The following is a 26,367-nucleotide window of genomic DNA, read 5'->3' as shown; positions in this document are numbered from 1 at the left end:
CTTTATACCTCTGCCAAGTCACCGTTGTGTTGCAACCAAGATCTTCTGTCGTCCGCTCTTTTCTTCCCGAGGAGCATATCCATCATCTCATCAGTCGCTTCGATATCGTCGATCGTGAGTTGAACAAGACGGCGTGTATTCGGATCCATAGTTGTTTCACGTAACTGAAGTGGATTCATCTCCCCCAGTCCTTTAAAACGCTGCACGTTGATTTTGGCTTTTTTCTGACTCAGGCGTTCTAACACGCCATCTTTTTCCTGATCATCCAATGCATAATAAACCTCCTTACCACAGTCGATTCGGTAAAGAGGAGGCATCGCAACATAGACATGTCCGGCGCGCACCAATGCAGGAAAGTGGCGCGTAAATAGCGCACATAATAGGGTTGCAATATGCAGACCATCCGAATCCGCATCCGCGAGAATACAAACTTTACCGTAACGCAGATTATCCAGATCATCGTTATCAGGGTCGATCCCCAAAGCCACCGAAATATCATGAACTTCCTGTGAAGCCAGCACCTGATCGGCTGACACTTCCCATGTGTTCAGAATTTTCCCCCGCAGTGGCATAACAGCCTGAAACTCACGATCTCTGGCCTGCTTGGCGCTCCCTCCGGCGGAATCCCCTTCCACCAAAAACAATTCGGTGCGGCTCAGATCTTGAACGGTACAGTCTGTCAGTTTCCCCGGCAGCGCTGGCCCTGAAGCAATTTTTTTGCGGACGACTTTTTTGCTGGCTCGCATCCGACGATGGGCATTCGCAATACAGACTTCCGCCAATAGCTCCGCCAGTTGTGGTTTTTCGTTCAGCCATAGACTGAATGCGTCTTTGACAACGCCGGAAACAAATGCTGCGGTTTGACGCGATGACAGGCGCTCCTTAGTTTGACCGGCAAACTGCGGATCCTGCATTTTGACAGACAGCACATAGGAACAACGATCAAAAACGTCTTCACCCGTGAGCTTGACGCCTCGCGGCAACAAGTTGCGGAACTCACAAAACTCACGCATGGCATCGAGTAACCCTTGACGCAATCCGTTGACATGCGTCCCGCCTAATGGGGTCGGAATCAGGTTGACGTAACTTTCGGTGATCATATCACCACCTTCGGGTTGCCAAATGACAGCCCAGGTCGCAGCTTCAATTTCAGCTTTAAACTCACCGGTAAAAGGTTCCTCGGGCAAAAGCGTATACCCTTTCACACCTTCTGCCAGATAATCTTTCAGACCGTCTTCGTAGAACCAACGGTAATCATTACCATTGACTTTATCTTCGAAAGTGATTTCGAGACCGGGACATAACACCGCTTTGGCACGCAGGTTATTGATCAGTCGGGAAACCGAAAAATTACCTGAATCAAAGTAGCTGCTATCCGGCCAGAAGTGAACGCTGGTACCTGTATTTCTACGACCACAGGTACCGGTCACTGTCAGATCAGAGACTTTATCGCCATGCTCAAATGCAATCTCATAGACCTGTCCATCACGCCGAACCGTAACTTCGACACGTTTGGACAAGGCATTGACGACCGAAATACCCACCCCGTGCAAACCACCGGAGAACTGATAATTTTTATTGGAAAATTTTCCTCCGGCATGAAGCTTACACATGATCAGCTCAACGCCTGAGACTTTCTCTTCCGGATGAATATCAACAGGCATGCCTCGCCCGTTGTCGATCACTTCCAGAGATTGGTCAGAATGAAGAATAACTTGGACCTTCGATGCATACCCGGCTAACGCTTCATCAACACTATTATCAATGACCTCCTGACCTAAATGGTTCGGACGTGCGGTATCGGTATACATCCCAGGTCTGCGACGTACTGGTTCTAAGCCATTCAATACTTCAATGGCACCAGCATTATATTGTTCAGTCATATTTCGGGATGCTTATATCAATCAATGATTCTAACTCTGCGCTCAATCTGTAAACATTTCGAGACTATTTACAGTTGTCACTGAAAAAAGTTTATTTGTATGGCACACATCATACGTGGGAAGCGATAGAGACTTCAATCCTCCCCTTTCCCGTTGATGTTTGAGGTATAGTCTGGAAGAGAAGGCTTCCTGTCAAGCATCTGTCAGGCTTCGGCCTTAGTTTCTGACACTTTTCTCAATGCATGTCAAAGTTCCAGAAACTCAAGAATAGCAGCAGCGTAGCGTTCAAAGCCAACAAAACTATGATCGCCCCCCTGTTCTACGGTTTGTCGAGAATTGCGAAATTTGTCAACAGCCTGACGATAATCCAGCACTTCATCGCCCATTTGTTGTAACAGCCAAAACTGGGCCGGGTCAGGCAGCACCTCAATATCCAGCGCTTTAAGCTCCTCGATATGACAAGCCGCCAGAGTATATTTTTCGTCGGTGTATGGATTCACTTGTTCGCCAAGATAGTCTTGTAACAATTCGTAAGGGCGAACCGCTGGATTGACGACCACCGCTCTGAGATGAAACTGTGAGTTCAGCCAGATAGACAAATAGCCACCGAGCGAGCTACCCACCAGACCAATACGATATTCTTGCTGTTTCTCTCGAATCAACTCACAAAGCATCCGGGCAGCAGCTTCGGGGAAGCAGGGAAGTTGTGGCACAATCACCCGCATGTCAGGGCGATAATCACGGCAGTATTGCTGCATGATCATCGCTTTATGGGATAAAGGGGAACTGTTAAAACCGTGAATATAGATCAATAAAGAAGGTTTACGCATTGATTGCCTCATCTTCTGTCTACGCGGGTGATTATCTGTTATCAGTATCCGTTTGCTGAGAAATCGGGTAAGAAAAGACCTTGCTTCAAACGACCAACTTGTGTCGTCAGTTGTCCGTCAGGATGAAGTTCCAGCTCACGCCAGCCGGGAGAGACCAAATCCAGTGCAAAGTCATCGGAGTGCGGTTTAAACTGAACACAAGTCGAGGGTGTAGACATCACCTGAATCCCATGATAATCGCGTTCCATTACCTGATGAACATGACCACATATCACGCCTTTGACGTGAGGGTATTGCAACAGAATATCCCAGAACGCATCGCTATTTTTCAACGTATGCTGATCCAACCAACGGCTGCCGACTAACAACGGGTGATGATGGAGCAAGATAAGCGTATGCCTTGCCTGAGTCTCACGTAAAATGTCGTCCATCAGTTGCAGCTGCTCCGGGCTGATATAACCATAGGGAACTCCGGAGACCTGTGAGTCAAGCAGAATCATCTGCCAGTGAGCACCCACTGTCACATGTCTCGGCTGGATGACTTGAGAATTCGCCAGAATGGTTTTCATCGCGATCTGCTCATCATGGTTTCCCGGCAGACATAAACAAGGCTTCTGCAAAGGCGCAATACCGTCAACAAACAACTGATAGGAAGCTTCAGAATGATCCTGAGAGATATCTCCGGTTGCCAGAATAAGCTGATAATCGACTTCTCTCGCGATGACTTCTTGCACGACCGCTTTAAAACTATTTGCCGTATTGACGCTGAGCAAGCTGCCCTCATCAGAAGCAAACAAATGAGTATCGGTCATCTGAAGCAGTTTTATACTATCAAGATGTTCGGTGTGAAACGATACGTCCAAATCTACTTAACCTTATGAAGATGATCGATCTCGGATATTAATCGGTGCACGAGTAATACCATGCTTTAAACAAAAGGTCAGCCAATCCCCCAAAAAACGGTTGGTCTGAGCCTTTTCATCTTTTTGTACCATGCTATCGTTAGGGTAGTCGTAACGAGGCTTTAATCGGTGTATCTGCTCAGCGCTGCACACCTCAGCAACACGTGCATCATGATATAACCTGACAGACATGGTCGGTAGCGGAAATACAGCCACATCATCACTCTGACATATTTTAACCAAGGTCGTATATTTGGTTACTTCCATGACTTCGAGTTGATAATTCATACGCAAGGCTTGGTAACAACGCACATCCTCAGCACTGTGCATCGCTGGCAACAACGCATTTAGTTTTGCATAGTTTGTTTCATAGACCCGCATCAGTTCCGGTAAATCAACATGATACGGTTTTTTCATTGCTACTTCTGCCATTGTATCTTCAGTTCTTCCCAGTTTAACGCCAACCATTGTAGCGCGATAATGGAGGCACCATTTTCAATCTTACCCGTCTTCACCCAGTCGTAAGCCGTTTCCCGACTTAGCACATGGACACGAATATCCTCATCTTCCCCATCCAACCCATGAACACCATGCGCTATAGAGGCATCTACTTCACCGACATAGACGTCAATCATTTCATTGCATCCGCCAGATGAAGGATAGTATGACGTGACCGGCACAATCCGTTCGACATCGAGTCCCGCTTCTTCGACCGCTTCGCGACGAACCACGTCTTCCGAAGATTCCCCTTCTTCGACAATCCCGGCAACGACTTCAAACTGCCATGGATGCTGGTTTTCAAGCGCACCAACACGTATTTGCTCAATTAAGACCACCTGATCAAGCACTGGATCGTAAGGAAGTATTGCAGCAGCAGGTCCCCGTACAAACATTTCCCGTTCAACAACCCGACTCCAGCCGCCTTCAAACTGCCTATATTTGAAATAATACTTTACCATTTTGAAGAAGCCGTCAAAAAGTGTCTCTTTTTTGACAACCTGCAAATCTTGAGCAGAAAATTGTGTCGGCTCTTTTTGTGATGATCGCATTCTTTCTATTCTCCATTTGAATCTTTAAATTTAACCATGTAAGAGTTTACGTACCAAGGATGCAGCTCAATTTTTTATATAAAAATTACTAAAATAGTTAAATTAAGTAATTTGTTTACTATACAGATGGATAATTAACCAGAAAAATGACAAACTGCCCGAGCACTTCTTAGGAAATTTAAGTTAAACTAACGAGCGCAATCTCTCATGACAATATTGCAGGAATAGGAAGAATGAAAAAACTGCTCCCACTATGCGTCAGTATCACTCTGGGAAGTCTGTCCCCAATCGTTTGGGCAGATACCCTTACGGAAATCTATGACCAAGCCAAACAAAATGACCCCCAGTTGCTTAGCGCTGCGGCACAACGAGACTCAGCCTATGAAGCAATAAAGTCAACTCGGGGAGAATTATTACCACAGATTAACCTGTCAACAGGTTACAACATTATCAGTAGTAATAAAGATATTGCAGATAGCAAGCGATGGTCAGCAGATGTAACGTTATCTCAGACGCTTTATGACAGAAACAGTTGGCTGAATCTGGGCATCGCCGAAAAATCAGCTCGCCAAATTGATTCCCAATATGCACAAACACAGCAAAATCTCATTTTACGGGTTGCCCAAGCTTACTTTGAAGTGCTTAGAGCCAAAGACAACCTTGCTTTTGTACGTGCTGAAAAAAATGCTGTTGCGCGTCAACTGGAACAGACCAAACAACGTTTTGAAGTCGGTTTATCTGCGATTACCGATGTTCACGATGCTCAGGCACAATATGATAGTGTTCTTGCTGATGAAGTTTTAGCTGAAAATAGCCTGACCAACAGCTACGAAGCCATTCGGGAAATTACCGGTCAGGAACATGATCATCTCAGCCCATTGGATACCGATCGTTTTTCTGCCAGTAGAATGGATAAGACGATGAATGAGCTGGTAAATGAAGCCCAGAAGAAGAATTTATCGCTTTTGACGGCCAGAATCTCGCAAGATATTGCTCGTGAGAAAATTGCTTTAGCCAGTTCAGGACATCTACCAAATCTAAGTCTGGATGCGGGTTATGGCATCAAACATGAATATGAACCGTCAAATTCGTACTATAGCACCTACGATCCGATCAATAGTGTGAGTGTCGGAGTTAACCTCTCAATACCACTTTATACCGGTGGTAAAATTACCTCAGAGACCAAGCAAGCTGAATATGGTTTAACACAAGCCAGTCAGGATCTTGAAGCAAGTTATCGTAGCGTCATCAAAAATGTTCGGGCATACAATAACAACATCAATGCTTCTATAGAAGCGATCCGGGCTTACCAACAAGCGGTCGTATCAGCCAAATCGGCACTACAAGCCACTGAAGCTGGTTTTGATGTCGGAACCCGGACCATCGTGGATGTATTGGATTCAACCCGTCGCCTCTATGATGCAAACAGAAATCTGTCGGATGCTCGTTATGACTACATCCTGAATGTGCTTCAGTTAAAACAGGCAGTCGGGACATTAAACGAGCAAGATATTCTCGCTATCAATGCGGGCCTGAAATAATTAAACACCCACCATATTGACCCAAAAGCCAGCAATGCTGGCTTTTTTTGTTTGAATGCGACAGCTCATACGGGCAGGGCAATTAGCCACGACCACCTTTGATCGCTTCAATAATTTCAGACGTCGAGCAGCCATCTTCAAAGTTAAGCACCCGGACTTCCCCACCAGCAGCAATCACTTCCTGACCACCCGCGATCTCTTCAGGACGATAATCACCACCTTTGACCAGTAGATCTGGTAATACAGTCGCAATCAGACGTTGCGGAGTATCTTCGCTGAACGGGACAACCCAATCGACCGCGCCTAACCCAGCCAGAACCGCCATGCGACGATCGGTCGGATTGACCGGACGACCGGGGCCTTTCAAGCGCTTCACCGACTCATCGGTATTCACAGCCACAATCAGACGATCACCCAGTTGTGCCGCATGATTGAGATAAGAGACATGTCCGGCATGAAGGATATCGAAACAACCATTGGTCATGACCACTTTATCGCCACGGGCCTGCGCTTTTTTGACAGCTTCGATTAATGCTTTCTCACTCACAACCCCGAAGTCGGTGTCCTGACTGCCGTGAATCGCTTCCGCCAGTTCAATCGTCGAGACCGTTGATGTTCCGACTTTGCCAACGACGATCCCAGCGGCCGCATTGGCCAACGCACAGGCTTCATCCAATGGTTTTCCTGCGGCAACCGAAGCTGCCAGAACGGAAATCACCGTATCTCCCGCCCCTGTCACATCATAAACTTCCTTGGCCAGCGTCGGTAAGTGGAAAGGTTCATGACCACGACGCAACAAGGTCATTCCATGTTCACTTCGCGTCACGAGCAATGCATCGAGTTCATATTTATCAATTAATGCAAACCCTTTGGCAACCAGCTCATCTTCTGAATGAACCTTGCCGACCACCATTTCAAACTCAGCCATATTCGGTGTTAACAACGTCGCGCCACGATAGCGTTCGAAATCAGCCCCTTTCGGATCAATAAAGACCGGCACGCCGAACTGTTTGGCTTTCTGAATAAACTGCTGCACATGCTCGAGTGCCCCTTTGGCATAATCAGACAGAATGACGGAGCGAACATGAGGGAGCGCACTTTCCATGCGAGACAATACCAGCTCGGGATCGGTATTCTCGAATTTATCTTCAAAATCAAGACGGATTAACTGTTGTCCACGACTTAAGACACGTAACTTGGTAATCGTGGGATAAGAAGGTAAGGCTACAAAGTAGCAATGAACATTTAATGAAGTCAGCTTTTCTTCCAAAACTGCGGCGGGCTCGTCTTGTCCGGTTAATCCGACAATATGTGCCTGCCCACCAAGCGATGCAATATTCATAGCAACGTTTGCTGCCCCCCCCGGACGTTCCTCATTATGTTCGACTTTCACAACAGGAACCGGGGCTTCCGGTGAAATTCGCCCAGTTGGCCCATACCAGTAACGGTCAAGCATGACATCACCAACAATTAAAACACCTGCTTGATTATAGTCAGGTAGAATTGGCTTCATTAGAAATCTCCAGTTTTTCGATTTGTTCAGAGTTTATCACAGCCGAATCACAGGCTGAATAACCACTCTCTGAGATATTATCCCAGCCACTGTTGCCAAGCCTGAGTCACCACTTCACGTTCTGCCAAGAATTTATCCTGACTCACATCCGCATCCAGATTCAGCAAATTACGATGATGGATTTGGTCTCTCATGGTGGTATAAGCCTCAGTCAGTGCTTGCATCTGTTCCTGTGACATCATACCGGCCGTCATCAATGACTCGAAAATTCTGACATTATCCGACCACCGCGTCAGTTCCGGGTACTGACTGCTATAACAAAGCACCAGATACTGCGCCAAAAATTCAATATCCGTGATCCCGCCCCGATCCTGTTTCAGCATAAAACGACCCGGTTTTTTCTCCGAGAGGTGCTGACGCATTTTCTCTCGCATCTCAACCACATCTTTTTTCAGGACGATTTCATCTCTGGCAAGGCTCAACACCTGATGACGCGTTTGCACAAATGCCTCAGCCAGCAGTTCATCCCCATAAATCATTCGTGCACGAACAAGCGCCTGATGTTCCCATGTCCACGCTTCCTGATGCTGGTATTCGGCAAAAGCACTGACCGGTGCCACTAATAAGCCCGAGGCTCCCGAGGGTCTGAGGCGCATATCAACGTCATATAAAATACCGGAAGCCGTTCGCACCGAGAAAATATGAATGATGCGTTGTGCCAGACGCAGATAAAATTGCCGGCCATCAATTTCTTTGTGACCGTCGGTATTAATATTGGCCGGGCAATCATGAAGAAAAACTAAATCCAGATCGGAGTTATAGCCCAGCTCCCAACCGCCGACTTTACCGTATCCGATAACCGCGAACCCTTTGCCATGACGCTGATTGAGATGCGTCGGCTCCCCATACTTCTCTTTTAACTGCTCCCATGCCTGATGAACAACAGCTTCCACAATCGCCTCAGCCAAATAAGTGAGGTGGTCACTCACTTTCATCACCGGCAGCACTTCGGCAATATCGGCTGCGGCAATACGCAGCAAACAGATCTGTTTGAACTGACGCAAACCTTCCATTTGCTGTTCCATATCATCCTGAGGAATACGAGCTAGAAAATCTCGCAACTCCACACGGTATTGATCAAGCGGAATCGGATGATAAAGCTGGTGTGGATCAAGTAATTCGTCGAGCAAAATGGGATAGCGAGCCAACTGCTCAGAAATCATCGGACTCGCAGTACATAAGCGGGTTAATTGCATCAGTGCTGCGGGATGCTCATCGAGCAGCTCCAGATAGGTAGTTCGGGTGGAGATACGTTGCAACAGATACAAAACCCGGGGGAAACCGAACTGAGCGTCAGGATGACGGAAAACGGCCTGGAACACTTTCGGCATTAAATGATTTATCACTTCCCGGCCGCGAGGTCCCAAGGTTTTTTTAGCCAGTTCGGTTTTAAATTGCAGCAACACATCCGCCACTTTGCTTTCAGCAGCTAAAGCCAGATCTTTTTGCAGGATATCAGCGACGACTTCCGGTTTATCCGCCATATCCCAAAGCTCTTGATATACCGGCTCAATCGGTGCCTCTTCGCTATCATCTTCATCGCCGATCAGATCTCTGAAGATTTGATGCACTCGGTCCATATGAGCCTGAATGTCCTGAAGAAGTGTCTCCCAACAATCCATCCCTAAAGCCGTGACGAGGCGCTGTCGGGAACATGAATCATCGGGTAAGGTCTGCGTCTGTTTATCCGCCAAGGCCTGAAGCAGGTTTTCCACACGCCTTAAAAATAAATATGCCTGTTGCAACGAAGTCACATCACTCTCACCGAGCAACCCTAGCGACAGAACCGCATCCAGTGTTTCTAATAAGCTGCGTTTTCTTAAACTCGGTTCGCGTCCTCCACGAATCAGCTGAAAGGATTGGACAATAAACTCGATTTCCCGGATGCCGCCCGCACCGAGTTTAATATTATTCACCAATCCTCGGCGACGAACTTCACTTTGAATCATCGACTTCATTCGGCGCAGCGACTGAATCGCACTGAAATCAATGTAACGACGAAACACGAAAGGACGTAGCATCTGTCTCAGCTCCTGATAGCACGCATACATTTCGCGCCCCATCACGCGTGCTTTAACCATCGCATAACGTTCCCAGTCTCTTCCCTGTTCCTGATAATAGTCTTCTAATGCCGCAAAACTCATCACCAGCGGGCCGCTATCGCCAAAAGGTCTGAGTCGCATATCGACACGATAGCAAAAACCGTCGGCTGTCTGCTGATCAAGGCTCTTAATGATTCTCTGCCCCAGTCGCGTAAAGAATTGCGCATTCGCAATACTTTTTCGCACCCCTTGCGTTTCACCATTGTCCGGATAGGTAAAAATCAAATCGATATCGGATGAAAAATTCAGTTCTCCGCCGCCCAGCTTTCCCATCCCGATAATTAACATGGGCTGGGTCTCACCCGCTTGGTTGACCGGTGTTCCCCACAGCTTGCAGCAAAGGGCGTATTGCCATTGATATGTTTCAAAAATCAATGCTTCCGCTAATTCTGAGAGATGATGCAAACTTTCTTCAAGTGGCCAGTCCGCCAGAAAATCACGCCAGGCAATATAAAACATTTCCCGGTTTCTCACCGTACGCAGAATATGCTCTCCCGTCGCTTCATCCGGCTCTGTAACCAATTGCTTTTGTAACTGCTGCCGATAATCATCAACCCGGGATTGACTCTCAATCATTGACGGAAATATCTCGCACAACTGCGCATCACGCATTAACGCTTCATAAAGGAAATCACTCAACCCCAAAACATATTTCAATTGTTCAGTTAAAGATGCAGACCAAGATAAGATGATCGGATGTTTTTCCGTCAACCGCTGATAATTTAAATCGGATAATGTCTGGAGTTCGGATGGTAATTGCATTTACAGCCTCTTATTATCGGTGCCTCACAAAACGGTGATGAGTCATAGCAACTTGAGAAACATGATTAAAAAAAACGCCCACTTGAAGGAATGCGCCAACGTGATTAGACCACGAAAGTTCACAAGCCCCTAAGTGAGCGCTTACAATTTCACAACGGGATCATACTTTGAATGAAGTAATCTTATGATCCAGTTCCTCAGCATTACTCTGCATGATTTCTGATGTTTCCAGTAACTCACTGACCACAGTGACGGAAGCTTCGACCAACTCACGGACATTCGTCAGGTTCTGATTCATCTCCTCGGCAACACTACTCTGTTGGCCGGCAGCACTGGCGATTTGGAAATTCATATCATTGATTTGCTGAATTTGTTCAACAATACCATCCAGTTCACTGCCCGCATTCGTGACCAATTCCACACCGTCTGCTGCTTCAACAACACTCTTTTCCATCAGCCCTACGGCTGAATTCGCACTGCTTTGAAGTTGAGAAATCATATCCTGAATCTCAACCGTTGCCTGTTGGGTTCTCTGAGCAAGATTACGGACTTCGTCAGCAACCACAGCAAACCCTCGACCCGCTTCACCGGCACGGGCAGCTTCAATCGCGGCATTCAGTGCCAATAAATTTGTCTGTTCAGAAATACTTTGGATTGTGCCGACGACGCTACTAATGGCCACAACCCGCTCCTCAACCTGATTGACCGCTTGTGCTGATTCAGAAATATCAGATGAGAGATCGCGCATTTTCAAGACGGTCCCCTGAACAAACTCCTGCCCAGTTTTGGCTCGGGAAGAAGCCTGCTCAGTCAGCGAGGAAGCACTTTGTGCATGGTCGGCAACCGTATGGACTGTAGAGGACATTTCACTCATTGCGGTCGCTAACTGGTCAATTTCATTGAACTCTTCTTGTGCCGATTCTTTTGTCTCGGACATACTGATTGTCATCACTTCAGTCAAACCGGATAATTCCTGAGAACTAGTGATTTGAAGTTTGATCATGTCCTGCAATTGACGGCGAGTTTTCTCAAGCTCTCTGGCGACATCACCGTATTCATCTTTACATTCCATCTCAACCGGTTCAGATAAATCCCGGTTTGCCATGGTCTTAATTGCATCGCTTATATACTGCGTCTGTCTTAACATCACCCTCGCTGCAAACAGCAACAGGACAATGAATACAATAATTAACAATAATGTCTGCCAAACAACTTGTGTGATATAGGCTTCATAGTGATGTTGTGCAATCTGAACATTATTTGTGGCATCTAAAAGAGCTGAGTAAAACACACTGGCATCCCAGAGCTGTTTTGCAACTATCAATATCGTACTGAATACCATCAGCATCACCATCTTAGGAACAAGGCGAATATCCGTAATTACCCGTTCCCAAGGCTTAAAAGCCAGTTTTGTCATGATCCGTCTCCACTAAGTCCTAATTTTCCTAATTCAATCATTCCCACTAAATCACTATGTCTTATTTTTATGATTACAATAACAATAGAAGGAGCATACCAAAATTCATATCCAAACATTATGAAGGTCATCAAGAACAGCGTAGATACCCTATATTTTTAGACTATCCACACTGACAGACGGATTTGGAGCTCAAACTACAACAGGTATATCGACTCATCGGAGTTGTTCTGTAGTCTTTTCTTCATGCTAATGATGCAAAAGACAACAAAAGACAACAAAAGACAAGTAGTGGGAACATCGACTACATCATCCCGACGCAGCGATTCAATTTTTCAAGTTATACATGTTTCCAATAAGGCGTCACAGCCATACTGATGTTTCTGGTTTGCTCCATGGCATGAAGGATCGAGTTTTCCTGCCGAATCAACCACCGTTTTAATTGCTCTTGCTGATCGCCTTCCAACTTATCAACCTGCTGCTCTAATGGTTCAAGCGTTAAAAGATCATCAATACCTTGCAACAAGTCAGCCCATGGCAGTCGAAAGGACTGGCGTTCACTTTCATTATAGAGGCTGGCAAATCCAATCCCGGTGTATAAATTCCTCATCAGACAATACTGTTGAATCAAATAATCCTGTTTAGAAAACTGCTTATCCGCAGGAAAAGCCGCTAACAACTCATTCCATGTCCGCTCCAGTTGCTCCGCTGAAAACGGCTCAATCGACTCCGCCATCATGACTCGGGATTTCTCGTTCAGAAAAGGCTGCCAGCCTTTGGTCAAAATCCAACGACTCAAGTCCAGAATCAAACCGACATAACGGGAGCTATAACACAGCTTCAACACATCTTGCGTTGACGGTAAAGCGTCTTGTAAACTCCGAAGCTCCGCCAATAAGAACTTCCGGGCATCCAGCTTGCGCAGAATATGGCCCTTGTCTTCACAGAGGTAGTCGAGATAATTGGACGCTTTCAGCCAAGACAATTCCTGTTCCAGCCATTTGAGTTCCTGACGTAAGATTGCACTGGCACGTCGAGGCACGATATCACTATAAACGGCCAGCGTCTGACGAATAAAACAAATCGCATGACGAATTTCATGTAACGCTTCGACCGATGCCTTCTCGACATAAATCTGCTCATGGTAATGCCAGTGTTCTAAAGCATGTTCCAAAGAATGGATAAAACAAGATTCAACCGTATCATTGGCTGTGGTTTCAACCAAAGCCAGAGGCTTCGTTTCATCGCCCATGTATCCGAAAGCCAGTCGATAACCTCTGGCAGCCTTACTTAAATTGCCGAGACGAACGCCGCCTTCATCACTCAATGTTCTTGCCAGAGAAAACAAAGCATCGGTCTGACCTGATTTTAGTTCCAGTTCAACCTCACAAATCGGGTCTTCCGATTCTCCGGCTATCACTTTTCCCTGATCGAATGCGACTTCAATTTGACTGCCATCAGGCATGCCGACGAGCCACTGTTCACGCGTAAAATCCGTTGAAAAGAGAGGGTGAAGTTCAGCGGCCAGTTGCTCGGTACTGCGGTCTTCCGGCCAGATATCTTGAGGATGAAGGGAGAGAGAAGGAGTATTGCTATCATGTTCGGCATTGTATTCCGGTCGCTGATGTAACCCGGCAACCACCCGTCCAGCGGTTTTCACCGTCTGTACATAGACACCATCGCAACATCGGATTCGCAGGCCGATATCATGCTGACGCAGCCAGTTATCAGGCGTATCAAAATATGTATTCTCTAATTCACGGCAACGATGCTGTAAAACTTTGGTCTGAGCAATCTTACGACGCAAAACATCTGAATATTCAGGAGAAACGAAAAACTTCAGTTCTATCTCAGTTTCCATAACAATACCTTTCGTGGCAGATAGCGACAGGATATTGCCAATTTCGGACAGGAGCAAGTGAGAAATAACATATCATTCATACGCTAAAATGGTTTTAAAGCACCGTCGAATGAGTTACCATGCGCGCCTTTATAGCCAATGTTCAACATTTCATCATAATGTTGTATGTTCTTTGTAAGGTTATATTTTTGGATTGAGTCACATGCCAGTGAATACAATTATGGGGTTATTTGCAAAGTCCCCAATTAAACCTTTGCAAAAACACGTTGTCTGTGTCAATGAATGCTGTTCTTACCTGATCAGCTTCTTTGAAGTTACTTTCCAGAAAGATTGGGAAAAAGCAGCCGAAATTCGGGCTCAGATTTCTCATCTGGAAAAAGAAGCCGACGTACTCAAACGTGAAATCCGCCTGAAACTGCCGCGCGGATTATTCCTTCCTGTTGATCGAACCGATATGCTCGAACTACTGACCCAACAAGATAAGCTTGCGAATCTCGCAAAAGATATCTCTGGTCGGGTTTATGGTCGGGAGCTGATGATTCCAGAGCCACTGCAAACAGATTTCATTGCCTATGTTAAACGTTGTCTGGATGCGGCGACTCAAGCCCAGAAAGTCATCGGTGAACTGGATGAACTCCTTGAAACCGGATTTAAAGGCCGGGAAGTCACTCTGGTTGCAGAAATGATCAACCAACTTGATGCTATTGAGGATGATACCGACACGATGCAAATTCATCTGCGTCAGCAGTTGATGGCTATCGAGTCAAAATATAATCCGATTGACATGATGTTCTTATACAAAATTCTAGAGTGGGTTGGCGGTATCGCTGACCAAGCTCAACGTGTGGGAGCTCGCTTAGAGCTAATGCTCTCTCGTTCCTGAGATTATAGATTTTCACAATAACTAAGGGCACTCACACATTGCGTCTCTGAATCTAATTATTGTGGCTAAATGATAGGCCACGATAGAAAGTCGCGCGTGCTCCGCTAGTTATCAACAACTAGGTATTATGATGGATATCCTTGTAAGTTACGGATCTATCTTGATTCTTGTGGCAGCAGCCTTCGGTTTCTTGATGGCGATCGGCATCGGTGCAAATGATGTAGCAAATGCGATGGGAACATCAGTTGGCTCTAAAGCACTGACCGTAAAACAAGCTATCTTTATTGCGATGGTTTTTGAGTTCGCCGGCGCCTATCTTGCCGGTGGGGAAGTAACAGACACAATTCGTAAAGGCGTCATCGAAACAAATCTCTTTGTCGCACAGCCTGAAATTCTTGTTTATGGCATGATGTCGTCCCTTCTGGCTGCCGGCACATGGCTCCTGCTGGCCTCGTATATGGGATGGCCGGTGTCAACAACCCACTCCATTATCGGGGCGATTATCGGTTTTGCCTGTATCACTCTGGGAACAGAAGCCGTCGACTGGCATTCCGTTCAAGGAATTGTCGGCAGTTGGATTATTACACCGATTATCTCCGGTTTCTTCGCCTATGTCATTTTCGTCAGTGCACAACGTCTGATATTCGATACAGAAAATCCGCTCCAAAATGCCAAACGTTTTGTTCCGGTTTATATGTTTATCACCACCATGGTCATCGCACTGGTCACCATTAAGAAAGGCCTGAAACACGTAGGTCTCCATCTGAGTACCGGTGAAGCATGGCTTGCCGCCATGTTTGTTTCCGCACTCGTTATGGTCGGAGGCTACCTGTACATCCAAAAACGCTTCTCAAAACGGGAAGAGGACCACAGTTTCTCTGGTGTAGAAAGCATTTTCAGTGTTCTGATGGTCGTTACTGCCTGTGCGATGGCATTCGCCCACGGTTCCAACGACGTCGCGAATGCGATTGGTCCATTGTCAGCCGTGGTATCCACTGTCGAAAATCTTGGTCAGATTTCAGGGAAAAGCCAGATTGCGTGGTGGATCCTGCCATTAGGTGGATTGGGGATAGTCGTCGGTCTCGCAACGCTGGGACATAAAGTGATGGAAACTGTCGGAACCGGAATCACCGAACTGACACCGAGCCGTGGTTTTGCTGCACAGCTTGCAACGGCTTCAACCGTTGTTCTGGCGTCTGGAACCGGGTTACCGATTTCGACCACTCAAACACTGGTTGGTGCGGTCCTCGGTGTGGGTTTCGCCCGTGGTATTGCAGCATTAAACCTTGGTGTTGTGCGTAACATCGTGGCCTCGTGGGTCGTGACGTTACCGGCTGGAGCTCTGCTTGCTGTTGTTTTCTATTATATGCTAGAAAAAATCTTCATTTAGTGCGTGCAACCGTCAGACATTTGTCAGAACCATGTGATTATTGACTCAAATCTGCACAAAGGGAGGCTTGGCCTCCCTTCTTTGTTGCACCATATAAAGAAACTTTTTACTATTTGGAGAGATTTACTTTTCAACCCTATCGTTAAAGGATTTATCGTGAAAAAACTGTTATTCATGTTGCTGCTTTCGCTTCTGACCACGCCCGTTTTTGCACAAGTGCATTACATAGCAGATGACTTGTTTACCTATATGCATTCAGGCCCGAGCAACCAGTATCGAATTATTGGCAGTATTAATGCAGGTGAGAAAGTACAGCTGCTGCAAACCAATAAAGAAACAGGTTATAGTGAAATACTCGATAGCAAAGGGCGTCAGGGTTGGGTACAAGATAAGTTTGTTACCACCACTGAGAGTATGGCATCCCGCCTTCCCCGTTTAGAAAAAGAACTCAAGGATGTCAAAGCACAGTTGTCTGATGCTGAGAATAAAGCCAGTCAGGAAAAGGCCGGGCTAGTCGAGTCTCTTGAAGTTCGCAATAAACAGATTTCCGAGCTGGAAGAAAACTATAGCGGTATAAGCCAGAAACTGGCGACAGCGCAAAGCGAGACACGTGAGTTGAGAGCGAAGCTGGATACTCAGAAAGAAGATCTGTTAATGAAATATTTTATGTACGGTGGCGGTGTTGCTCTTGGTGGCATTCTACTGGGAATCATCCTTCCGCACCTGATTCCAAGACGGAAGAAATCACACTCAAACTGGCTCTGATATGTGAAGAAGGCCTGCTCCCGGCCTTCTCTCAACAATTTCAGACACCCGTTCCAAAAGAGGCAAGCTGTGCAAGTCTATCTCGTCGGTGGCTCCGTTCGTGATCAATTACTCGGTCTTCCCATCAAAGATCGAGATTGGGTCGTCGTCGGCAGTAATCCCTCACTCATGCTTGAACAAGGTTTTATATCTGTCGGGAAAGATTTTCCGGTGTTTCTTCATCCACACACCAAAGAAGAATATGCCCTAGCCAGAACCGAAAAGAAGAGTGGTTCAGGTTATCATGGGTTTGAATGCTTTTTCTCACCGGAAGTGACACTGGAAGATGATCTGATGCGCAGGGATTTAACCATCAATGCGATCGCCCAAGATCCTCAAGGGGTGCTTATCGATCCCTATCACGGCCAAGCCGATTTGGAACAGAGAGTACTGCGCCACGTATCAAATGCCTTTGCAGAAGACCCGGTGCGAATCCTCCGCGTTGCCAGATTCGCAGCCAGATTCGCTTCACTCGGTTTTACCATCGCACCGGAAACAATGGCCTTAATGCGTCACATGGTTCAGTCCGGAGAAATCGCTCACTTAACCGCAGAACGTGTTTGGCAAGAGCTCCATCAAGCACTCGCAACGGACCACCCAGACATCTTTTTATCCGTATTGAGAGAGTGCGGTGCACTGGCTGTTATTTTCCCTGAAATCGACTGCCTCTTCGGGGTACCGCAACCACCGAAATGGCATCCTGAAATCGATACCGGTGAGCATACACTCATGGTGATGCGTCAATCGACACGCCTCTCAACATCGCTGCCGGTCAGATTTGCAGCCATGGTTCATGATCTCGGTAAAGGAACAACACCACCGAGTGAATGGCCGAGCCATAAAATGCATGCCCACACAGGCTTAACCTGTATCCGTGCACTTTGCGAACGCATTCGAGTTCCGGCGGAATATCGGGATTTAGCATTAATCGTCTGTGAACAACATACCAATATTCACAACGCTGCGATTTTGAAACCGGCAACTTATCTCAAGATACTGAATAAAATGGATGTATGGCGTAAGCCAGAGCGACTTGAAAGTGTACTGCTGTGCTGTCAAGCCGATCATCAGGGGCGATTGGGCTTTGAAGACATTCCCTATCCACAAAAAGCGCAATTTGAATCAGCCTATCAGGCTGCCCTCACGATTGATGTTCAAGCGATCATTGCCACAGGATTGAAGGGCGCCGAGATTCGTGATGAATTAGACAAACGCAGAATCGCAGCAATCAAAGCGATTTTATAGTCGCAATCCCCCCCTCAAACAAATCAACAATCATCAAGACAAAAAAAACGCCTCAGAAGAGGCGTTTTTCAATTCATGATAAAGCTGTGATTAAGCTTGACCTTTCACTTCTTTCAGACCGTTGAAAGGCGCACGTTCACCCAGCGCTTCTTCGATACGGATCAGTTGGTTATATTTCGCAACGCGATCAGAACGGCTCATAGAACCAGTTTTGATTTGACCTGCAGCAGTACCAACAGCCAGATCAGCAATTGTCGCATCTTCAGTTTCACCACTACGGTGAGAGATAACTGCAGTGTAACCAGCGTCTTTTGCCATCTTGATTGCAGCCAGTGTTTCAGTCAGAGAACCAATCTGGTTGAACTTGATCAGGATAGAGTTAGCTACACCTTTCTCGATACCTTCTTTCAGGATCTTAGTGTTCGTTACGAACAGGTCGTCACCAACCAACTGGATTTTGTCGCCCAGCAGTTCAGTTTGGAACTTGAAGCCGTCCCAGTCAGACTCATCCAAACCGTCTTCGATAGAAACGATAGGGTATTGTGCAACCAGACTTTCCAGGTACTTAGAGAACTCTTCAGAAGAGAAAGTTTTACCTTCGCCTTTCAGGTCGTAGATGCCTTGCTCTTTGTTGTAGAACTCAGAAGCAGCACAGTCCATAGCCAGAGTCACGTCTTTACCCAGAACGTAGCCAGCTTGCTCAACCGCTTCTTTGATCGCTGCCAGTGCTGCTGCGTTTGATTCAAGGTTAGGCGCAAAACCACCTTCGTCACCAACGGCAGTATTCAAACCTTTTGCTTTCAGAACTTTCGCCAGGTTATGGAAAACTTCTGCACCGATACGCAGTGCTTCTTTCAGTGTGCTGGCACCAACAGGTTGAATCATAAATTCTTGAATATCAACGTTGTTATCTGCATGTTCACCACCATTGATGATGTTCATCATTGGCAATGGCATAGAGAATACGCCAGGAGTGCCGTTTAGTTCAGCGATGTGCTCGTACAGAGGCATGCCTTTTGCTGCAGCTGCAGCTTTTGCGTTTGCCAAAGAAACAGCCAGAATCGCATTTGCACCAAACTTAGATTTGTTTTCGGTACCGTCCAAATCAATCATGACCTGATCGATAGCAGCTTGATCTTTTGCATCTTTACCAATCAACGCTTCAGCAATCGGGCCATTTACTGCTTCAACAGCTTTCAGAACCCCTTTACCCAGGAAACGAGACTTGTCGCCATCACGGAGCTCAAGCGCTTCACGAGAGCCAGTAGATGCACCTGATGGTGCAGCAGCCATACCTACGAAACCGCCTTCTAGGTGGACTTCAGCTTCTACAGTTGGGTTTCCGCGAGAGTCGATGATTTCACGACCTAGAATTTTAACGATCTTAGACATTAATGTTTCCTCTCTTTGAATTTAAATGTCAAACCTATGGGGTAACCGTATTCCCTACCGTTACCCGTGTCCTTTTATTTCTCAATAGTGCGACGCTGGTACTCACCAGCGGCTTTAACAAACCCAGTAAACAGAGGGTGTCCATCGCGAGGTGTTGAAGTAAACTCAGGGTGGTACTGAGAAGCCACAAACCATGGGTGATCCGGATTCTCAATCACCTCAACCAGTTTTTTATCCGCAGATAAACCAGAAACTTTGAGTCCCGCAGCTTCAATTTGAGGACGAAGCACGTTATTCACTTCATAACGATGGCGGTGACGTTCATAAATGGTTTTACTGCCATATAATGCATGAACTTTACTGCCTTCTTCAAGATGGCACAACTGCGCACCTAAACGCATCGTTCCACCCAAATCTGATTTCTCGGAACGTTCTTCAACTTGACCTTCAGAATCGATCCACTCGGTAATCAAACCGACAACGGGATATTGAGTTGCGCGATTAAACTCGGTTGAATGCGCCCCTTCCATACCCGCAACATGACGCGCATATTCAATTAATGCAACCTGCATTCCCAGACAAATTCCCAGATAAGGAATCTTATTTTCACGCGCATATTGAGCGGCTAAGATCTTACCTTCGATACCGCGATCACCAAATCCGCCCGGCACCAGAATTGCGTCCAGTCCGTCCAGCAGCTCAACCCCTTTATTCTCCAGATCCTGAGAATCAATATACTTGATCTGAACACTCAGACGGTTTTTCAGGCCCGCATGTTTTAAAGCTTCGTTGACCGATTTATATGCATCAGGCAACTCAATATATTTACCAACCATACCAATGACGACTTCACCGGTTGGGTTGGCTTCTTCATAAATAACCTGTTCCCATTCAGACAAGTCCGCTTCCGGTGCTTGAATACCGAAGCGAGAGCAAACTAAATCGTCCAGTCCCTGCGACTTAATCAGCTGAGGAATTTTATAGATGGAATCAACATCTTTCATTGAAATAACGGCTTTTTCTGCCACATTGCAGAACAGCGCTATTTTTTTCCGCTCATTGGCAGGAATAATGCGATCAGAACGACAGATCAAAATATCTGGCTGAATACCGATAGAGAGCAACTCTTTCACGGAATGCTGAGTGGGTTTAGTCTTCACTTCTCCGGCAGCCGCCAGATAAGGGACTAAAGTTAAATGCATAAACATTGCATTTTCACGACCAATGTCTACAGCAAGCTGGCGAATCGCTTCGATAAACGGTAGAGACTCGATATCACCAACCGTACCACCAATTTCAACGATTGCGACTTCATGGCCTTCCGCACCGGCAATCACACGATCTTTAATTGAATTGGTAATGTGAGGAATGACCTGAATGGTTGCACCGAGGTAGTCACCACGACGTTCTTTCCGTAAAACATCCGCATACACACGACCTGCGGTAAAATTGTTCCGTTTGGTCATTTTGGTCCGGATAAAGCGCTCGTAATGCCCCAAATCCAGATCAGTTTCCGCACCATCTTCAGTGACGAATACTTCACCGTGCTGAGTCGGACTCATCGTACCCGGATCCACATTAATGTACGGATCGAGCTTCATGAGGGTCACTTTCAGACCACGTGCTTCTAAAATCGCTGCAAGAGATGCTGCTGCAATGCCTTTACCTAGAGAGGATACGACCCCGCCAGTCACAAAAATATACTTTGTCGTCATGTTTAACCTGAAATTGGTTGAATGAGGGAAATGGATTTCTTCTGGACGGGATGTAAATATACCAGAACCCCATTAACGCCACAACGTGAAACTTATCACACTCTCACTTTTTCTTTTTTGCTTCAAATCAAATCCAATCCGCACAATTGTAGCTCATTCTGGTTGGGCTACATTATAAGGACTTTCATCCAAAGCCAGAGTTCAGTCTGTCCCCTGATTTTTCTCTTGGTGCTTGACCTGTTCCCAAAAGCGATCTAATTCACTGAGTGTATAGTCATCGAGTGATTTACCTGCCTGATTCGCCAGTGCTTCGACCCCTTGAAAACGTCGGGAAAATTTCTGATTTGCTCGCGTAAGAGCAGACTCCGGATGAAATTTCAAATGGCGCGTCAGGTTCACCACGGCAAACAGCAGATCGCCCAACTCATCTTCGATTGCAGCCGGATCGGGCGGAGTGTCATGCACCGCTTCGATGACTTCATCCAGCTCTTCACGAACTTTATCAACAACGGGTGTCAAAGTATCCCAGTCAAACCCATGCTTGGCACACTTGGCTTGTAATTTATAGGCTCGGCTCAATGCAGGAAGCGACTTGGGTACGCCATCCAAAATGCTTTGCTCTTCACGACCTGCACTGGATTTTTCTTCTGATTTGATTTTTTCCCAATTGGCCCGAATGGCCGCTTCACTGTCAAAAACCTGATCAGTAAAAACATGCGGATGGCGACGGATCAATTTTTCATTGACACTGCGAATCACATCATCAAAATCAAATAACCCTTGTTCCTGAGCCAACTGACTGTAAAAAATGGCTTGGAAAACAAAATCACCTAATTCTTCTTGCAGATTTTCCCAGTCTTGCGCATGAATGGCATCGATCACTTCATAAGTCTCTTCAACTGTATGAGGCACGATGCTGTCAAATGTCTGCTTTTGATCCCATGGACATCCGGACTCAGGATCTCTGAGTTGTGCCATGATCTGCTTTAACTGTTCAATTGGATGAGACATAACCTTCTTTCCGCTCCAAAGAGAAAGCGAGGAGTCATCCCCGCTTTCTGCAACGATTCAACTGGCATGAGGCAATACTCGTTATCCCAGTCGTTTGACTGACAGGACATCTTTCGTCTGCTCAATGCGTTTACATACTCGAGTGAGCACTTCAACACTTGTCAGTTCCAAATCAAAATCCATATAGATCAGTTGGCGTTTATGATCAGTTCGACTTTTCATACTGGCCACTTTGATTTTCTCATTCGCCAGCAACGTCGTAATATCCTTTAACAATCCGCCCCGCTCCATCGCTTCGACCCGCACGGTCAAAACGTAAGAACCAAGTAGTCCGCGTCCCCAAACGGTATCGATAATCCGCTCCGGAGCATGATGAATCAACTCTTCCAGCTGTTCACAGTCACTCCGGTGGACCGAAATCCCCCGTCCCTGAGTAATGTAGCCTTTAATCTCATCACCGGGAATCGGGCGACAGCAACGCGCCAAATGGGTCATTAAATTATCAACCCCTTCAACCACAACGGCATCTTTACTCGGTGCCGGCGTAGTGGTCTTCTGCTCTTTCTCTTGTAACTTTTCAAGGACCAGCTGATCTTCTTCTTCCGCGGTCGGTTTGTTAACTAATGCATTGATATGATTAACAATTTGGTTGATCCGTAAATCACCGCTGCCGATTCCGACATATAATTCATCTGGTGAGTTGACATTAAATCGTTTCAGCGCATATTCACTGGCATCTTTGAGTGTCGCACCAATTTTTGCCAGTTCGGTTTCCAGAATTTCCCGCCCTGCCTCTAAGTTCTTTTCCCGGCTTTGCTTTCTGAACCACGCATTAATCTTCGCCCGGGCTCGTCCGGAATGGACAAACCCCAATGCAGGGTTGAGCCAGTCTCGTGATGGGTTCGGCTCTTTGGCGGTGATAATCTCAACCTGATCCCCCATCGTCAGTTTATGAGTAAACGGCACAATTCGTCCTGCGACCTTCGCACCAATGCAGCGATGCCCGACTTCGGAATGAATATGGTAAGCGAAATCCAACGGCGTTGCCCCCATCGGTAAATCAACCACATCACCTTTGGGTGTAAAAGCATAAACCCGGTCATCAAATACCTGACTGCGCAACTCATCCAGCATTTCACCGGAATCAGACATCTCTTCTTGCCAGTCAAGCAGCTTGCGTAACCATGTAATTTTCTCGTCATAGCCGCGATGCCCGGCAGAACTGCCTTCTTTATATTTCCAGTGCGCCGCTACACCCAGTTCTGACTCTTCATGCATCTGGCGAGTTCGAATCTGAATCTCAATGGTTTTCCCTTCAGGGCCAAGAATCACCGTATGAATCGACTGATATCCATTGGGTTTCGGGTTGGCGACATAATCATCGAACTCACTGGGTAAATGCTTATACTTGGTATGAACCACCCCAAGTGCCGCATAACAATCCTGAAGTTTCTCCGCGATAATTCGCACCGCCCGAACATCGAATAACTCATCGAATGCCAGACTCTTTTTCTGCATCTTGCGCCAGATACTATAGATATGTTTCGGACGTCCGCTGACTTCAGCCTGAATATTTGACAGATGCATTTCTTCACGCAGATCTTCAACAAAATCCTGAATATATTTTTCACGAACAATACGGCGTTCAGATAACTGCTTGGCAATCTGTTTGTAGGTATCCGGTTGCTGATAGCGGAAGGCGTAGTCTTCCATTTCCCATTTTAACTGGCCGATTCCCAGACGATTGGCTAACGGCGCATAGATATTGGCACACTCTTTTGCCGCCTGACGTCTGATTTCATCCGGCTGATCTTTCACTTCGCGTAAATTACAAATTCGTTCGGCAAGCTTAATCACCACGCAACGGAAATCATCAACCATCGCCAGTAGCATCCGTCGCACATTATCTACTTGTGTTGAGGCTTCACTGCCCTGCATCGTGACGTTCAATTGCCCGATAGCCGCCATCTCCTCAACACCATCAATCAACTTGATAATGTCTTTGCCATAGCGTTCTTGTAAAATTTCAGCATCGAGCAATCCACCAGACACAATCGGAAACAATAATGCTGCGACTAAAGTCTCCTGATCCATCGACAACGTTACCAGTATCTCGATCATCTCACGACCACGCCACAACAACAGTGGCCCGGCCGGATGATCGACAACAAGAATTTCCATCTGTCGATAAACCTGTTTTAGTCGCTCCGCGATTTTGGGATCACGCACGATACTGGCGATCCACTTCTCGGGTTCAAATTGTTCGTCTGGGTTCAGATGTGCGCTTCTTACCGCAACCATTATTCTCTATTTCGTCCTAGTCTTATGTTCGTTTATTGAAGGTCGGCTATTTGACTTCGACCCTCTCGCTATTGATGAGTTCACCTCACCTGACAGTTTCACAACCAAGGTTACATTCTGATAAACAAAGCCATCGATTCCAGATGACTGGTGTGAGGAAACATATCCAGCATTCCCACTTTCTCTAACTGATATCCTTGCTGTAACAGACGCTGACTATCTCTGGCCAGTGTCGCCGGATCACAGGACACATAAACCACGCGCTGAGCGCCGAAATCAGACAGCAGCTCAATGACGCCTTTCGCACCGGCTCTGGCCGGGTCGAGTAATACTTTATCAAATTTCGCCTGTGCCCACTCGATACCGATCAACGTTTTCTCAAGATTCGCCTGATAAAAATCAGCATTGAGAATCTGGTTGTGCGCTGCATTCTTACGCGCCTGCACAACCATTTCTTCAATCCCTTCAACCCCGACCAGTGATTTCACCTGCTGCGCAATTGGCAAACTAAAATTACCTACACCACAAAATAAATCTAGCACACGATCTTCTTCACTGAGTGCCAGCCAAGAAAGCGCCTGTTCAACCATTTTCTGATTAATGTGTCGATTTATCTGTATGAAATGGTGGGGCTGAAAAGCAATTTCAATCCCTGTATCGCGATAAACCGGTTCATGACCATCCTGTAAATGCGGCTGCCCGGCCCCGGCCATCATATAGAGTGAAACATGCTGTTGCTGCGCGAAAGTAACCATATCAGTCTGATCCGACGCATTCAGCGGACCGATAGTACGCAGCAGCATAACAGTTCCGTTATCAGCAGCGATCAACTCCAGATGTCCGAGCTTTTCTGGCTGCGACATCGACTCAAATAACCCTCTGAGTTGAGGAATCAGAGCCTCTAAAGTGGGTGCCAATACCGCACAATGCTCAATATCGACAATATTGTTACTATTTTTCTGACGAAAACCGAACGCCAGACGCTTCGATTGGCTGTCCCACTTCAAGCTGAAACGCGCCCGACGCCGATACCCCGAATCCACATCAGAAATAACTGGCGAGAGTGGCACAGATAACCCGGCAAATTTATTAAGCAGTTGTGCGAGCGACTCTTGCTTGTATCTCAACTGCTCCCGATGACTAAGGTGTTGTAGATTGCACCCGCCACAACGATGATAATGCGGGCAGAACGGTTGAGTTCGTTCTACACTCTCCTGTTGCACTTGGATCAACTTCGCCCGGGCATACTTACTTTTATTCTCTGTCAGTTGAATCAGGACCTGCTCTGTCGGCAAAGCACCTTCGATAAAAACCGGTTTCCCTTCCAGATAAGCAATACCCTCGCCATGGTGATCCATGCGTGCCACCTGAACCAATTGGTGCTTTTTATTGATCGTAGATTGTTTTTTAGGTTGGAAAAAACGAGCCATATGAATACGTTACCGCTTGTGATGTTGCCGAATTCTTTGTTACGCCAGCCTGTTTAAGCGGTCGATGTAACAGTAGAGGGTTGCAAATTTCCGCTATTTTCCCATATCCACATCACGATGTTTAGCAAATAATCCGCTGAGAAAAAAGCGGGCAATAAAACGGCATAAATTTTCGTGAAATCATCACTATTCTTATCAAGAATAAATTGTGAATTGTCGATGACTTGATTAAGCTAGCAGCTCAGATAAAGCATCTCCATGACGGAAGAAAATCTC

General features: G+C 46.4%; 18 protein-coding genes and 1 pseudogene. 5 read left to right on the top strand and 14 right to left on the bottom strand.

All coding sequences use genetic code 11. The annotated features are described in order from the left end of the window. Positions 1 to 2: 2 nt before the first annotated feature. The 5 genes from parE to nudF form a co-directional block, all read right to left on the bottom strand. Positions 3 to 1,883 (bottom strand): DNA topoisomerase IV subunit B, encoded by a 1,881-nt coding sequence (gene parE / locus AC55NX_RS03670; RefSeq protein ID WP_059119894.1) that lies wholly within the window; start codon positions 1,881 to 1,883, stop codon positions 3 to 5. Positions 1,884 to 2,128: 245 nt separating this feature from the next. Next, positions 2,129 to 2,713, bottom strand: coding sequence for an esterase YqiA (yqiA, locus tag AC55NX_RS03665; protein ID WP_496994503.1), 585 nt, complete (start codon positions 2,711 to 2,713; stop codon positions 2,129 to 2,131). Between the two features lie 41 nt (positions 2,714 to 2,754). Next, on the bottom strand, positions 2,755 to 3,576 hold the full coding sequence (gene cpdA / locus AC55NX_RS03660) for a 3',5'-cyclic-AMP phosphodiesterase (RefSeq protein WP_496994502.1): 822 nt from the start codon (positions 3,574 to 3,576) through the stop codon (positions 2,755 to 2,757). A gap of 12 nt (positions 3,577 to 3,588) precedes the next feature. Continuing rightward, positions 3,589 to 4,047 (bottom strand): DUF1249 family protein, encoded by a 459-nt coding sequence (locus tag AC55NX_RS03655; RefSeq protein WP_059119891.1) that lies wholly within the window; start codon positions 4,045 to 4,047, stop codon positions 3,589 to 3,591. Continuing rightward, positions 4,035 to 4,664: an ADP-ribose diphosphatase gene (gene nudF / locus AC55NX_RS03650; RefSeq protein ID WP_496994501.1), complete on the bottom strand. Its 630-nt coding sequence runs from the start codon at positions 4,662 to 4,664 to the stop codon at positions 4,035 to 4,037. Before nudF ends, AC55NX_RS03655 begins: the two co-directional genes overlap by 13 nt. A gap of 233 nt (positions 4,665 to 4,897) precedes the next feature. Between nudF and tolC the strand changes: the two genes are divergently transcribed. Beyond that, entirely contained in the window at positions 4,898 to 6,205 is a 1,308-nt protein-coding gene (gene tolC, locus AC55NX_RS03645; protein ID WP_496994500.1) for an outer membrane channel protein TolC, read from the top strand. A gap of 82 nt (positions 6,206 to 6,287) precedes the next feature. On the opposite strand, the gene hldE is transcribed toward tolC, so the two are convergent. The 4 genes from hldE to AC55NX_RS03625 all read right to left on the bottom strand — a co-directional run bounded on the left by hldE (position 6,288) and on the right by AC55NX_RS03625 (position 13,920). Further along, the gene (hldE, locus tag AC55NX_RS03640; RefSeq protein WP_496994499.1) at positions 6,288 to 7,718 is read right to left on the bottom strand and encodes a bifunctional D-glycero-beta-D-manno-heptose-7-phosphate kinase/D-glycero-beta-D-manno-heptose 1-phosphate adenylyltransferase HldE; all 1,431 of its coding nucleotides are present in this window, start codon (positions 7,716 to 7,718) and stop codon (positions 6,288 to 6,290) included. 77 nt (positions 7,719 to 7,795) lie between these two features. After that, on the bottom strand, positions 7,796 to 10,642 hold the full coding sequence (glnE, locus tag AC55NX_RS03635) for a bifunctional [glutamate--ammonia ligase]-adenylyl-L-tyrosine phosphorylase/[glutamate--ammonia-ligase] adenylyltransferase (RefSeq protein WP_496994498.1): 2,847 nt from the start codon (positions 10,640 to 10,642) through the stop codon (positions 7,796 to 7,798). 160 nt (positions 10,643 to 10,802) lie between these two features. Further along, positions 10,803 to 12,059, bottom strand: coding sequence for a methyl-accepting chemotaxis protein (locus tag AC55NX_RS03630; RefSeq protein WP_496994497.1), 1,257 nt, complete (start codon positions 12,057 to 12,059; stop codon positions 10,803 to 10,805). Between the two features lie 340 nt (positions 12,060 to 12,399). Next, positions 12,400 to 13,920 carry a CYTH and CHAD domain-containing protein gene (locus AC55NX_RS03625; RefSeq protein ID WP_496994496.1) on the bottom strand — a complete coding sequence of 507 codons (1,521 nt, stop codon included), beginning with the start codon at positions 13,918 to 13,920 and terminating at the stop codon, positions 12,400 to 12,402. A gap of 202 nt (positions 13,921 to 14,122) precedes the next feature. Here AC55NX_RS03625 and AC55NX_RS03620 point away from each other — a divergent pair, with 202 nt between their 5' ends. The 4 genes and pseudogenes from AC55NX_RS03620 to AC55NX_RS03605 all read left to right on the top strand — a co-directional run. Then, positions 14,123 to 14,803 carry a TIGR00153 family protein gene (locus tag AC55NX_RS03620; RefSeq protein ID WP_059119884.1) on the top strand — a complete coding sequence of 227 codons (681 nt, stop codon included), beginning with the start codon at positions 14,123 to 14,125 and terminating at the stop codon, positions 14,801 to 14,803. 130 nt (positions 14,804 to 14,933) lie between these two features. After that, positions 14,934 to 16,193 (top strand): inorganic phosphate transporter, encoded by a 1,260-nt coding sequence (locus AC55NX_RS03615; RefSeq protein ID WP_059119883.1) that lies wholly within the window; start codon positions 14,934 to 14,936, stop codon positions 16,191 to 16,193. Between the two features lie 156 nt (positions 16,194 to 16,349). Continuing rightward, a complete protein-coding gene (locus AC55NX_RS03610) occupies positions 16,350 to 16,958 on the top strand; it encodes a TIGR04211 family SH3 domain-containing protein (protein ID WP_496994495.1) in 609 nt (202 codons plus the stop codon). 72 nt (positions 16,959 to 17,030) lie between these two features. Beyond that, positions 17,031 to 18,242: pseudogene (locus tag AC55NX_RS03605) on the top strand (multifunctional CCA addition/repair protein); the annotation flags it as partial. Between the two features lie 90 nt (positions 18,243 to 18,332). On the opposite strand, the gene eno reads toward AC55NX_RS03605, so the two are convergent. The 5 genes from eno to rlmD form a co-directional block, all read right to left on the bottom strand. Next, complete coding sequence (gene eno / locus AC55NX_RS03600; RefSeq protein WP_059119881.1) at positions 18,333 to 19,634, bottom strand: phosphopyruvate hydratase; 1,302 nt, start codon at positions 19,632 to 19,634, stop codon at positions 18,333 to 18,335. Between the two features lie 74 nt (positions 19,635 to 19,708). Beyond that, on the bottom strand, positions 19,709 to 21,349 hold the full coding sequence (pyrG, locus tag AC55NX_RS03595) for a CTP synthase (protein WP_059119880.1): 1,641 nt from the start codon (positions 21,347 to 21,349) through the stop codon (positions 19,709 to 19,711). A 201-nt stretch (positions 21,350 to 21,550) separates the two neighbouring features. Then, the gene (gene mazG, locus AC55NX_RS03590; protein ID WP_496994494.1) at positions 21,551 to 22,360 is read right to left on the bottom strand and encodes a nucleoside triphosphate pyrophosphohydrolase; all 810 of its coding nucleotides are present in this window, start codon (positions 22,358 to 22,360) and stop codon (positions 21,551 to 21,553) included. Between the two features lie 81 nt (positions 22,361 to 22,441). Next, positions 22,442 to 24,661 carry a GTP diphosphokinase gene (gene relA / locus AC55NX_RS03585; RefSeq protein ID WP_496994493.1) on the bottom strand — a complete coding sequence of 740 codons (2,220 nt, stop codon included), beginning with the start codon at positions 24,659 to 24,661 and terminating at the stop codon, positions 22,442 to 22,444. A 110-nt stretch (positions 24,662 to 24,771) separates the two neighbouring features. Beyond that, complete coding sequence (gene rlmD / locus AC55NX_RS03580) at positions 24,772 to 26,091, bottom strand: 23S rRNA (uracil(1939)-C(5))-methyltransferase RlmD (protein ID WP_496994492.1); 1,320 nt, start codon at positions 26,089 to 26,091, stop codon at positions 24,772 to 24,774. Positions 26,092 to 26,367: the final 276 nt, after the last annotated feature.

Source organism: Vibrio rubrogenes (assembly GCF_059641415.1).
This window is presented reverse-complemented; position numbering and strand designations above follow the sequence as displayed.

Bases quoted from the DNA above. Each gene is read 5' to 3' on its own strand.
- parE (WP_059119894.1), bottom strand. From the start codon at position 1,883: ATGACTGAACAATATAATGCTGGTGCCATTGAAGTATTGAATGGCTTA.
- yqiA (WP_496994503.1), bottom strand. From the start codon at position 2,713: ATGCGTAAACCTTCTTTATTGATCTATATTCACGGTTTTAACAGTTCC.
- AC55NX_RS03655 (WP_059119891.1), bottom strand. From the start codon at position 4,047: ATGGCAGAAGTAGCAATGAAAAAACCGTATCATGTTGATTTACCGGAA.
- nudF (WP_496994501.1), bottom strand. From the start codon at position 4,664: ATGCGATCATCACAAAAAGAGCCGACACAATTTTCTGCTCAAGATTTG.
- tolC (WP_496994500.1), top strand. From the start codon at position 4,898: ATGAAAAAACTGCTCCCACTATGCGTCAGTATCACTCTGGGAAGTCTG.
- hldE (WP_496994499.1), bottom strand. From the start codon at position 7,718: ATGAAGCCAATTCTACCTGACTATAATCAAGCAGGTGTTTTAATTGTT.
- glnE (WP_496994498.1), bottom strand. From the start codon at position 10,642: ATGCAATTACCATCCGAACTCCAGACATTATCCGATTTAAATTATCAG.
- AC55NX_RS03630 (WP_496994497.1), bottom strand. From the start codon at position 12,059: ATGACAAAACTGGCTTTTAAGCCTTGGGAACGGGTAATTACGGATATT.
- AC55NX_RS03625 (WP_496994496.1), bottom strand. From the start codon at position 13,920: ATGGAAACTGAGATAGAACTGAAGTTTTTCGTTTCTCCTGAATATTCA.
- AC55NX_RS03620 (WP_059119884.1), top strand. From the start codon at position 14,123: ATGCCAGTGAATACAATTATGGGGTTATTTGCAAAGTCCCCAATTAAA.
- AC55NX_RS03615 (WP_059119883.1), top strand. From the start codon at position 14,934: ATGGATATCCTTGTAAGTTACGGATCTATCTTGATTCTTGTGGCAGCA.
- eno (WP_059119881.1), bottom strand. From the start codon at position 19,634: ATGTCTAAGATCGTTAAAATTCTAGGTCGTGAAATCATCGACTCTCGC.
- pyrG (WP_059119880.1), bottom strand. From the start codon at position 21,349: ATGACGACAAAGTATATTTTTGTGACTGGCGGGGTCGTATCCTCTCTA.
- mazG (WP_496994494.1), bottom strand. From the start codon at position 22,360: ATGTCTCATCCAATTGAACAGTTAAAGCAGATCATGGCACAACTCAGA.
- relA (WP_496994493.1), bottom strand. From the start codon at position 24,661: ATGGTTGCGGTAAGAAGCGCACATCTGAACCCAGACGAACAATTTGAA.
- rlmD (WP_496994492.1), bottom strand. From the start codon at position 26,091: ATGGCTCGTTTTTTCCAACCTAAAAAACAATCTACGATCAATAAAAAG.